The following is a 12,149-nucleotide window of genomic DNA, read 5'->3' as shown; positions in this document are numbered from 1 at the left end:
TTACTATTAATTATCTTCATATATATCTTTTAATACTGCTCCCTGACTTGCAGATGTTACTAAAGCAGCATAACGTCTTAAGTAGCTAAATTCAATCTCTCTTTTAATAGGTTTCCATTCTTTCTTTCTTTCTTCTAATTCTTCTTGAGATAATTTCACATTTATTTTTCTATTTGGTATATCTATTTCAATAATATCTCCATCTTTAAGGAGAGCTATAGGTCCACCCTCGGCAGCTTCAGGGGATACATGTCCTATAGCTGCTCCTCTGCTTCCTCCTGAAAATCTACCGTCGGTTATTAAAGCCACATCTTCATCAAGTCCCATTCCTGCTAATGCAGAAGTAGGGCTTAACATCTCTCTCATTCCAGGTCCTCCTTTTGGACCTTCATATCTTATGATTACCACATCACCTTTATTGATTTTGCCTGCATAAATCTCTTTTATGGCTTCTTCCTCACTATTGAATACTCTTGCAGGTCCTTGGTGTTTTAACATCTTATGACTTACCGCAGATTTTTTAACTACCGCACCTTCTGGGGCTAAATTTCCATATAGTATGGAAAGTCCACCATCAGGGGCATATGGATTTTCTAAGGATCTTATCACATTTCTATCTCTAATAACTGCAGATTCTGCAATTTCTCCAATAGTTTTACCTGAAACTGTTATGGCATTGGGATGTAATAGATTACCCTTTAAAAGTTCTTTCATTACTGCTGGTATTCCTCCTGCCTCATGTAAATCTTGAATATGTTGAGAGGATGCAGGACTTAATTTACATATATTGGGTGTCTTTTCACTAATTTTTTGGAAAGTATCAAGAGGTAAATCTATTTTTGCCTCTTTTGCAATTGCTAATAGATGTAAAACTGTATTGGTGGAACCTCCCAAAGCCATATCTACAGCAATAGCATTTTCAAAGGCTTCTTTTGTTAATATATCTCTTGCTTTTATTCCTGCTTTTACTAATTCCACTATTCTCTTCCCAGCTTCTTTTGATAATCTTTTTCTTAATCCATCAAAAGCAGCAGGTAAAGTACCATTAAAAGGTAAAGCTATGCCAAGAGCTTCAGATAGACAATTCATAGTGTTTGCAGTAAACATTCCAGAGCAGGAACCACATCCTGGACAGGCATATTGTTCTAAGTCAAGCAAGTCTTCTTCTTTTAAATTTCCTGCCTTTACTTGTCCTATACCTTCAAAAATACTAATTAAATCTACATCTTTACCTTGCCATCTTCCAGCAAGCATAGGTCCACCACTTAAAATAATAGAAGGTAGGTTTAATCTTGCTGCAGCCATAAGCATTCCGGGTACAATCTTGTCACAGTTGGTTATAAGTATAATTCCATCTAACTGGTAGGCTTCTACCATAGCTTCTATTGAATCTGCTATTAATTCTCTGCTGGCGAGAGAATACTTCATACCTTTATGTCCCATTGCAATACCATCGCATATACCAATAACTCTGAATTCCATTGGGGTTCCGCCAGCCTCTAAAATTCCATATTTTACTGCTTGGGTAATCATATCTAAATGGATATGTCCTGGTATCATTTCATTTCCTGAGTTAACAACTCCAATAAGAGGTTTTTCTAATTCATCCTTAGTATATCCCATTGCGTAGAAAAGAGATCTATGTGGTGCTCTTTCTATACCTTTCTTTACTGCATCACTTCTCATTTCTTCTACCTCCTAAAATAACCTTTTGATAATGCTAACAATAGAAAGTTAAGATTGTCAATAGTTTATAGACACATTTGTAAAATTTTATAAACATCCTCTTTTGTTAATTTTTTTGTATTACCAATAGGTCCAAATTGAGTTGCTTTTTCTGACATTTCTTCAAGTTTTTCATCATTTATTCCTACCTTTGAAAGTTTTGTGGGTACACCTATACTTTCGTAGAAATCAATTAATCTTTCAATCCCTTTTAACCCTACTTCAAAATCATCATCTCCTGTTATACCCCAAACATTTCTTGCAAAATTAGCGAATTTGTGAGGTATCACATCTAATACATATTTCATCCAATGAGGAAAGACAATAGCAAGACCTAAGCCATGGGGTATATCATATATGGCAGATATAGCATGTTCAATAGAATGGGTTGCCCAGTCTTGTTCTTTACCAACACCAATTATTCCATTTAGGGCATTTGTACCGCACCATAGTATGGTTGCTCTTGAGTTGAGATCTTCTGGATTTTCAATAATTTTGGGGGTTGTTTCTATTACAGTTTTCATTATTGCTTCTGCAAATCTATCTTGTAAAATAGCATCATCAACCCTATCAAAATATTGTTCAAATACATGAGAGAGGATATCTACAATACCATAAAGGGTATGGTTAAGAGGAACGGAAGCAGTATTTTTAGGATCTAATATAGAGAATTTGGGATAAATATAAGGACTTGAAATGGCTAATTTTTCTTGAGTTTCTAAATTGGATATTACTGCATTTCCATTCATTTCTGATCCTGTAGCTGCAAGGGTAAGTATTACACCAATAGGTATTGTAGGTTTTATAGGCTTCCTATACTTAAATAGATCCCAAACATCTCCTTCATAGGTTAAACCTGCAGCTATAGCTTTAGCAGTGTCGATAACACTACCACCACCAACAGCTAAGAGTAGATCAATATTATTCTCTCTTACCATATTTATTCCTTTTCTTACTAAGTCTACTCTTGGATTTGGTTTAACTCCCTCCAACTCAAAAATTTCTAAGCCCTCTTCCTTTAGGCGTTTGACAACTCTATCATAAAGTCCTATTTTTTTTACACTTCCTTGTCCTATTACAAGAAGAATTCTTTTTCCATAATTTTTTGCTTCTTTTCCTACATCCTCAGTGGTATCTACTCCAAATATAATTTTTGTAGGATTATGAAAAACAAAATTTCTCATTTTTAGTCCTCCTTTCGGTTTAAGATTTTAGAAAATTATATTCCTTAAAGATAAAATTTACAATCTAAAATAATTTTCAAATATTTAATCTATTTCGCCTTTTTCAAGAAGATCAACAAAGATATCTGCAATCTCGGGATCAAATTGTCTTCCAGCATTCTTTTTAATCTCTTTTATAATTTCTTTTTTAGAAAGAGCCTTTCTATATGGTCTATCTGATTTCATAGCGGAATAAGCATCAACAACTGCTAAAATCCTTGCTAAGAGGGGAATATCTTTTCCTTGAAGACTTTGTGGATATCCTTTCCCATCATACCTTTCATGATGATAAAGAACTGCTTGTAGAAGTTTCTCCATTTTTGGTAATTGGTTGAGGATTAGATAACCGAGTCTTGGATGTTCTTTTATAATTTTCCACTCTTCCTCTGTTAATTGTCCGGGTTTTTTGAGTATCTCAGAGGGTATGCCTATTTTGCCTATATCATGTAATTTACCTGCGATTTCAAGAATTTCAAGATCTTCTTTGGAAAGTCCTAATTTTTCACCAATTTTTTTAGCATATTTTGAAACATCAAGGGAATGGGTAAAAGTATAGTTATCTTTATTATCAATAGCATTTATGAGACCTAAGAATATATCAAATTTAGGTATTTCTTCTTTTAGAGGAGTAATATCAGAGGAAGAAAGTAGAGCGAATCTTCCTCCTCCAGAAGTTTTTGCCTTATACATGGCAGTATCTGCTAATGTAAGGAGTTTTTCGGGTTCCAATGTATCAAAGGGGTATGATGCTATACCAATACTTATATTTAATGGTATTTTATTATTTTGTGGAGTTAATATTGGTATATTTTTAAGATTATTTAATATTCTTTCTGCCAACCTTTTTGCACCTTCTATGGGGGTTTCGGGTAGAATAATAGCGAATTCGTCTCCTCCATATCTCCCTAAAATATCTACTTTTCTACAGGATTTTTTCAATATACTCGCCACCGTTTTTAGTACTTCATCTCCAAAGGTATGTCCATATGTGTCATTAAAGAGTTTAAAGTTATCAATGTCTAATATCATCACAGAAAGAGGACGATTATATCTTTGAGCCCTTGTTAATTCTTTCTGGAATGTTTCTTCTAAAGCTCTTCTGTTTAATATACCTGTTAGAGGATCTGTGGTTGCAAGTTTTTTGGTTTCCTCAAATAGTTTAGCATTTTCTAAGGCTATTGCTATGAAACTTGATAAAGTTGAAAGTAGTCTAATAGTATGTTCGTTATATGCATCTATTTGGTGATGTTTTAAAATAACGACTCCTATTACTCTATCTCCTATGGTTATAGGTATTCCTAAGAAAACTTTATTCTTTTTGGTTTTGCTTTTCTTTAAAAAATACTTTTTGGTTTCTATAATTTTTAAAATTCTCTTTCTATCATTAGCTGTTAACTCATCTCCTTCTTTTATGTTTATTTTTTTTGCTACAATCTCAAAGCTACAGTTATCATCTTCTTGTTTGCAGTTTACTATATAAAGAGCGTCAAAATCAGTAAGTTTTGATATTTCTTTTATGATTAAATCCCAAAGGAGTTCAACTTCAAGGGCAGATGTTATTTTTTTACCAATGTCGTTAAGTATAGAAAGTTCTTTTATGTGACTTTCTAATCTTTTTTCATACTCTTCTCTTTCTTTAAATATGATTGCACCTTGTAATGCTGCACTAAGCTGTGCTCTTAAAAGTTCATAAACTATACCTTTTGAGGGTCCTACTTCAAAAAGGGAATATCCTATAGAGTTCTCTTTGTAAAATAGAGGAGATACAATATAGTTTGCTCTGTAAGAAGGTAAAAATTTATCAGGAATAATCTGGTATATATCGAAAGATTCATTAGTTATGATTTCTTTTCCATCCTTATATCCTAAGGTTAAAATTCTCTCTTTTAAAGGATTTTTTGAATCCTTATACTCAACAATATAAAAACTTCTTATTCCTAAGTTGATAATACTATTTTTTGCTTGCTCTAATATTTCTCTCTTTTCAAAACTTGATGTTAAGCTTATTCCTATTTGAGTAAGGTAATTCATCCTTTCTTCCGTTTTATAACTTCTGTAACCTTGGAATCTTTCGGAAAAATCACTTATTAACACTCTTGCTTGATGCAAGAGATTTTCTGCATAGTGAAGAGTTTCATCATCTAAATAGTAGAATAAAAACTTTCTTAATAAAGATATGTAATCTTGAAATATACCTGTGTTTCTTCCTTCTTGTTCTTCCTCTTTTAAAATCCAGTTTAAAGTTGATATAAATATTTTAAAACTTCTTTCTTTTAGATTTTCAATAAAAGCATAGTATATTTTTTCTAATCTTTCTAATGTTTTTGAATCTAATTGGGATAAGTTTCTTAATAAGTATTCTGTAAATTTATCTTTTAATTTTTCTAGATTTATATAATCTAATTTTGTAAATTCTTTATCTATATCAACTTTTGCCTTTTCTATAGCAGAATATGTACATCCACATGAGTCTCTTATAACAAATTTTGTGGGAAAGCAAATCTTTTCAGGTACCTTTTCACCCGATAAGAGTTTAAGAAGATACTCTATGCTTTTCCATCCCATTTCATATAGAGGTTGAGATACTGTTGTTAGTGGTGGGGTAATAAATTTTGCTCCTTCTATATCATCAAATCCTGTAATTTTTATATCTTCTGGTAGATGATATCCTCTTTCTTTCAACTCTTCTATTGCTCCTATGGCTATATCATCATCAGAACACACGATGACATCTAAATCTATTTTATGTTTAGAGAATTGTTTAATAGCCTCTCTGCCAGAATTGTAAGAAAATTCTCCATAAAAAATGTAATTATAATTAATGGGAATTTTATATCTATTTAGAGTGTTGATAAAGGTTTCATATCTTATTTTAGCATCATCATTATTTAAAGGACCTGTAATAAATCCAAATTTCCTGTATCCATGATCCTCAATAAGGTGTACTAAAAGTTCTTCAAACCCTAATACATTGTCTATAATTATGCTTGGAATACTTTTTATTTCAGTACCTATGCTGATTGTTGGTATAATTTGAGAATATCTATAGCAAAACTCTTCTAATATATATTTGGAAACATATCCACTAAGAACTGAAGTTAATATTACTAAACCATCAACGTTGTTCTTGTTTATAATTTTGTAAATAATATTTCCCATTCTCTCTTTTTCGTTGGGTGTATTTAAATGTTTTCCAGCAAAACATAAGATATCTAAATTGTAGTTTTCTCCAGCTGAAAATACTCCTTCTAAAATGCCCCATTGATAATTATAGAGATTATCTACTATTACTCCTATTTTCTTTCTATTCATCAAAGTTCCCCCTTAAAACTAATTATAGAATATTGCTTACCCCCTAAACTTTTTGCTTCATACATAGCCAAATCTGCAAAATTTATAAGCTTTTCAAGCTCTATTGTGGTATCTGGGTATGATGCAATACCTATACTTATACTAAGACAAATTTTATCATTATTGGGAGAAAAAAGCTCTATTTTATCCACATTTTTGATTAGTTTATTTGCCACTTTAATTGTATTTTTTAAATTTGTCTCAGGAAGAATAATGATAAATTCATCCCCACCATATCTTCCCACAATATCCACTTTTCTACAAGATTCTCTCAATATTTTGCCCACTGTTTTTAATACTTCATCTCCAAAGCTATGTCCAAAGGTATCATTTACCATTTTGAAATTGTCCAAATCTATAACCATAACAGATAAAGGACGATTATATCGTTTAGATCTTTCAATTTCTCTTTGTAGAATCTCATCTAATGCCCTCCTATTAGGTAGGCTAGTTAATGGATCAGTAATAGCTAATTTTTTTAATTCTTCGATTATCAAAGCGCCTTTAATACCGCCACTTATTTCTGCTCTGAGTATCTCATAGATTACTCCCTTTTTAGGCCCATATTCAAATACTATATATCCCAAATGGTCATTTTCAACAAAGAGAGGTTCGAGGACAAGATTTAATCTCCTTTTAGGTAGTAAAGATTCTGGTATAATTTCTTCTATATCAAATATGCCTTTTTCTTTTGTTTTTATATTTCCATCTACTACCGATAGAATATTTTTGACTTTTTTATAGTTTGAATCTTTTTGATACATAAATATATAGAAAGTATTTAAATCTATCTCTGGTAATCTATAGCTTACCCTATTTAAAATTTCATCCATTTGAAAAGTAGATAGAAGATCAGCTCCAATATATCCTAAATGGTCAATTAAATCATTGGTTTTGAAAATCTCGTATTTTAATTTTTTTTCTTTATAATCTTTTAAGACATTAATTGATTGTAAAATGAGGTTTTTGGCTTTTTGATAAAGAGAATTTTCAATATGCATATCAATAAAAGAATTAATATTATTAAAAGTTTCTTCCAATAACTCAATATCTACATTATTATTTAACAATAAACTTTCTATTTCGGTAATAAAGTTTTCTTCTCTTTCGATAATACTATTATAAAATTCTTTTATTATATTTTCTATCCATTTAATATTTTGAGGATTTTTGGTTTCTATATTTGAAATCAAATATTTATTTAATAGAGAATAAAAATCCTCTTTATCCTTTTTGAGATCAAAAATTTTCGACCAAACTTTTTCTTCTTTTTTTGATAGTCTAATATAAAATCTTTTACAACCACAAGACTCACGGATTATCATTTTTGTAGGTATTTCTACTTTTTTAGGAATTTCTTTTCCTAAAATAAGAGAATGACACATTTCTAAAGCTTTTTTTCCTAATTCTGATAAATTTTGTTCCACCGTAGATAAAGATGGTTCTACAAAAGTGGACTCCAATATATTATCAAATCCTGTAATGGCAATTTCATTTGGTACTTTTATCTTTCTTCTTTTAAGTTCTTCAAGACCTGCTATTGCCATGTTATCATTGGAAAAAACAATGACATCAGGTTTTATTTTCCTTTCATCTAAGAAGGTTCTTATAGCGTATATCCCTTGAGGTGTGGTGAAATCACTTTCATAGACATATTCTTGCTTTATTTCTATATTATATTTTTTTAAGGTATCATAAAAAGTCTTATTTCTAATTTGAGATTCTTCGTTATTTATAGGTCCAGCCACATATGCAATACTTCTATATCGGTGATCTTCTATCAAATGAATAAGAAGGTCATTGAAACCTTTTCTGTTGTCGCTTATTACACATGGTATTTCTTCTGTTTCTAATCCTAAACTTACGACGGGTAATTGAGGATAAAATCTTTTGTAAAATTTAATTATTTCTTCTTTTGGTAAATTGAATCCAACGACAAGTCCTAATATTATTAGTCCATCTATATTCTTCTTAGATATTAAGTCATAAATCCTATTTCTTCTTTGACTTTCAATATTGTTTGGATTTAGATCTCCCCCTACAAAGACATGAATATCAGTATTAGATTTTTCTGCTTCAGATAAAATTCCTGATAGAATTTTCATCTGATAGCCTTCATATAAATAGTTTACAATTACCCCTATCTTTTTTCGCATTAGCTTCTCCTATAGTTAATATTGTTAACAATTTATTATACTACTTTTATAAAATTTTTTAAAAGACCTAAAAAATAATATAATGTAAGAATAGTAAATCTATCTCTGATAAATAAGGAGTAGAGAATAGCTTTTTCTATATCTTCTTTTTTTATGTTCCAATCTTCTATATCCAATGAGAATCTGATTTTTTTAAATCCATCTATTATTTCTCGTTTCTTTTTAGAAAGGTTTTCAGCAAGAGATTTAATATCATCTTGATGGAGTTTTATTTTTTCAATGAGGCTTTTTCTGAACTCAACGTTATTAAACATTTCTATTCTTTCTATATTTTCTTCTATTATTCTATTATGTATTTTGGGAAAATTTTCTTCTATCTCTTTTCTCCATTCCTTTATATCTATTTCATAATCTACATATTGATCCATTTTTTCAAAGTCAAATTCTAATATGAATTCATATAATTTAATCACGTAAAAGGTAGCTATTCCTACTTTTATTCCATGAAATAGATCATATCCTAAAAACTCTAAATAATGGGCAATATGATGCTCTGCTCCTGAAGCTGGACGAGAGTTTCCTACCTTTGTCATTAATTCTCCTGATTTTACAAGACCCTCAAACAATGGTTTAATAAAATCATTTTTGTCTATACTTTTTAGCGTATCTTCACAAGCTTTTAACATTTCTTCTGCTACATTTGTATCTAAAGGTTCATCTAAAAGAATGTGAGCAAGCTTCCAATCTGAAAGAGCTGTATATTTCCCCATTAAGTCTCCAAAACCTGCTTTTATAAGTAAATAGGGGGCATTTTTAAGTATTTCTAAATTTGCAAATATAAGCTCAGGGGGTTTTGCTGGTAAAGTGGTTTTGATTCCATCTATGGTTAGTGCGGCAACTGAAGATGCATATCCATCCATAGATGGGGCTGTTGGTACAGATATAAATTTTAGATGTTGTTTATAACTTACGAATCTTGCTATATCTGTTATACTTCCCGAACCTACTGAGATGATTACATTGTCGTCATTGGTGTTTATGATTAATTTACAAATGTGTTTTTCGTCTGCATGAGTATTATATGGTAAAACAAGCAGTTTTGAGTTGTCACCAAGATTTCTATAGATATCTTTCCCGCATACTTCATAAGTATTTTCGTCACAAAGAATTAATGGGATTTCCTTTTGTTTTTTTATATAATCTAAGAGATTGGAAAAATCATTGTCCCATATAAGCATTTTCTCCTTACCTCCTTTTATTATAAATGGTATAATTCTTTTAATATTTAGTCAAAATAGTATTAAGATATGGCAGAAAATATAATAACAAACATATTTATCATATTTCTGGGATATTTTATAAAGAAAATAAAAATACTTCCTTCCGAGGCAGGATCAACTTTAAGTAGATTCGTAATATATATTACACTTCCCGCTACTATTCTTAAAGTATTTTTAACATCTTATATAAGCCATGATATCTTTTTTTTGCCTTTTATTTCATTTTCTTTTGGAATAGTCGTATTTATAATTGGTTTTATTTTTTTAAGAAATAAGAAATTAGATAATAATTTGAGATGGACTTTGCTTATTGGTATCTGTGGGTATAATGTGGGGCTTTTTTCTTATCCTTTTATAAGAAGTTTTTACGGAGATGAGGGACTTTTATATATGGCCATGTTTGATATAGGAAACTCTTTTATAGTTTTTGGATTATCATATGCTTTGTCTATTCTCTCAGAGGGAAATTGGTCTCTTTCTGAAGTTAAAAATGTGATTAAGAAGGTGTTATTATTTTTTCCATTGGATGTATATTTTGTATCTCTCGTTTTAAATCTATTGAAAGTAAATTTTCCTTCAATTTTTATTTCCATATTAAATTATTTATCTTTATCTAATTTTACGCTTGCCCTTTTTACAATCGGTTATTTTCTTGATTTTAAATTGGATAAGAAAGAGATAGAGGCTTTATTTTATGGCCTTGTTATAAGATTTATACCTGGAATATTATTTGCTATTTTTTTGAGGGGATTTTTAGAGGATTCTCTATTTATTAGGATTATTTCCTTGGGAGTTTTGTTACCAGCACCTTTAGTAGTTGTAATTTATTCAAATGAAATGGGATTAAATTCAAGATTTGCCTCTTTATATGTTTCTTTAACCATATTAATTGGAACTTTCTTCCTTATAATTTTTAAATAAAAAAATAGCTCAAAGGGGGATGTCTATATGAAATTTACAATTATAGGTTCAGGAAGTATAAGATTTTCAATGCAGATTATAGGTGATATTGCAAAGACCCCAAATTTTCATGGTTCTACCATATCATTGGTTGATATTCACGAGGAAAGATTAAAAGCCTCTTATATTTTAGCAAAGAAATATGTAGAAGAGCTTGGAGTGGATTTAAATTTTGAGAAGACAGCAAAGCTTGAAGAGGGTATAGAAGGAGCAGATTTTGTTATAAATACAGCAAATCCTTTTCCAAAAGAACATGATGATGGTTTTGTAAAGTACGATATTGTTACAAAGATTGGCGAGAAGCATGGTTATTATAGGGGTATTGATAGTCAGGAATTGAATATGGTATCTACTTACACTTATGTTTTAATTTCTTATTACGATATGAAATTGGCCCTTGACATAGCTAATAATATAAAGAAATATGCACCATCTGCTTGGCTTTTGCAGACAGCAAATCCAGTATTTGAAATAACACAGCTTTTAACGCGCGTTACAGATATAAAGGTTGTAGGTATATGTCACGGTTTTAATGGAGTTTTTGAAGTATTCAATACTCTTGGTCTTGATACTAAGGATGTAGAATGGCAGGTTGCTGGTGTGAATCATGGTATATTTTTGAATAGATTTTTATATAAGGGAGAGAATGCTTATCATCTTCTTGATAAATGGATGGAAGAAAAATTATCGAAGTGGGAACCTAAGAATCCTTGGGATTTACAGATGAGTCCAGCGTCTCTTGATATGTATAAGTTTTATGGGATGCTGCCCATTGGTGATACATGTAGAAATGGTACTTGGAAATACAATTATAATCTTGAAACTAAAAAAAGATGGTATGGTAAATTTGGAGGCATAGATAATGAGGTTGAAAGGCATAAATTTCATGAACAATTGAGATTTGGGAGAAGAAGAATGATTGAATTGGCCAATGAAGTTGAGAAAAGTAGAGATATTAAACTTCTTAAACTTTGGCCTGAAATATTTAATAAAGATAAATTAAGCGGTGAACAACATATTCACTTTATGAATGGTATAACTTTTGGAGATAAAAAGAGGTTAATTTTAAATGTTCCAAATAATGGGACTATCTCAGGAATACCTGATGATGTGATAGTAGAGGTGCCTGTATGGGTGGATAAAGAGGGAATACACTATGAAAAAATAGATCCGGATTTGACTCAAAGAATAAAAATATTTTATTTATTACCAAGAATTCTACGAATGGAATGGGTCCTTGAAGGTTTTTTATCAAGAGATATTAAAGTTCTTGAGGAGATATTAGTGAGAGATCCAAGAACAAAATCTTATGAGCAGGTAAAAGAGGTTTTAAATGAAATATTGGATCAATCTTTTAATTATGAATTAAAAGAATATTTAAACTATTGAGGTATTTTGTTTATTAATTTTTTTTAGTAAAATTATTAGTAAAAATATAGAAGGAGGTGTGTTTT

7 protein-coding genes are annotated in these 12,149 nt (G+C 30.4%); 2 read left to right on the top strand and 5 right to left on the bottom strand.

From position 1 onward, the window contains the following. Positions 1–6: 6 nt before the first annotated feature. The 5 genes from ilvD to ACY3JJ_RS09050 form a co-directional block, all read right to left on the bottom strand. Positions 7–1,686 (bottom strand): dihydroxy-acid dehydratase, encoded by a 1,680-nt coding sequence (ilvD, locus tag ACY3JJ_RS09070; RefSeq protein WP_463091710.1) that lies wholly within the window; start codon positions 1,684–1,686, stop codon positions 7–9. A 65-nt stretch (positions 1,687–1,751) separates the two neighbouring features. Continuing rightward, positions 1,752–2,909 (bottom strand): iron-containing alcohol dehydrogenase, encoded by a 1,158-nt coding sequence (locus ACY3JJ_RS09065; protein ID WP_463091709.1) that lies wholly within the window; start codon positions 2,907–2,909, stop codon positions 1,752–1,754. Positions 2,910–2,993: 84 nt separating this feature from the next. After that, on the bottom strand, positions 2,994–6,260 hold the full coding sequence (locus ACY3JJ_RS09060; protein WP_463091708.1) for a diguanylate cyclase: 3,267 nt from the start codon (positions 6,258–6,260) through the stop codon (positions 2,994–2,996). Next, on the bottom strand, positions 6,260–8,455 hold the full coding sequence (locus ACY3JJ_RS09055) for a diguanylate cyclase (protein WP_463091707.1): 2,196 nt from the start codon (positions 8,453–8,455) through the stop codon (positions 6,260–6,262). The genes ACY3JJ_RS09060 and ACY3JJ_RS09055 overlap by 1 nt, the downstream gene beginning before the upstream one ends. A gap of 35 nt (positions 8,456–8,490) precedes the next feature. Next, positions 8,491–9,693 (bottom strand): iron-containing alcohol dehydrogenase, encoded by a 1,203-nt coding sequence (locus ACY3JJ_RS09050; protein ID WP_463091706.1) that lies wholly within the window; start codon positions 9,691–9,693, stop codon positions 8,491–8,493. A gap of 69 nt (positions 9,694–9,762) precedes the next feature. On the opposite strand from ACY3JJ_RS09050, the gene ACY3JJ_RS09045 reads away from it, so the two are divergent. Next, the gene (locus ACY3JJ_RS09045) at positions 9,763–10,656 is read left to right on the top strand and encodes an AEC family transporter (protein WP_463091705.1); all 894 of its coding nucleotides are present in this window, start codon (positions 9,763–9,765) and stop codon (positions 10,654–10,656) included. 27 nt (positions 10,657–10,683) lie between these two features. Further along, on the top strand, positions 10,684–12,084 hold the full coding sequence (aglA, locus tag ACY3JJ_RS09040; RefSeq protein ID WP_463091704.1) for an alpha-glucosidase AglA: 1,401 nt from the start codon (positions 10,684–10,686) through the stop codon (positions 12,082–12,084). Positions 12,085–12,149 lie beyond the last annotated feature (65 nt).

This window comes from Dictyoglomus sp. DH, assembly GCF_055181375.1.
Note: the sequence above shows the minus strand (reverse complement) of the source record. Positions and strands in the feature narration are given on the sequence as shown.

Excerpts from the sequence above, each read along its gene's own strand:
- ACY3JJ_RS09055 (WP_463091707.1), bottom strand. The coding sequence starts at position 8,455 with ATGCGAAAAAAGATAGGGGTAATTGTAAACTATTTATATGAAGGCTAT.
- ilvD (WP_463091710.1), bottom strand. The coding sequence starts at position 1,686 with ATGAGAAGTGATGCAGTAAAGAAAGGTATAGAAAGAGCACCACATAGA.
- ACY3JJ_RS09045 (WP_463091705.1), top strand. The coding sequence starts at position 9,763 with ATGGCAGAAAATATAATAACAAACATATTTATCATATTTCTGGGATAT.
- ACY3JJ_RS09050 (WP_463091706.1), bottom strand. The coding sequence starts at position 9,693 with ATGCTTATATGGGACAATGATTTTTCCAATCTCTTAGATTATATAAAA.
- aglA (WP_463091704.1), top strand. The coding sequence starts at position 10,684 with ATGAAATTTACAATTATAGGTTCAGGAAGTATAAGATTTTCAATGCAG.
- ACY3JJ_RS09065 (WP_463091709.1), bottom strand. The coding sequence starts at position 2,909 with ATGAGAAATTTTGTTTTTCATAATCCTACAAAAATTATATTTGGAGTA.
- ACY3JJ_RS09060 (WP_463091708.1), bottom strand. The coding sequence starts at position 6,260 with ATGAATAGAAAGAAAATAGGAGTAATAGTAGATAATCTCTATAATTAT.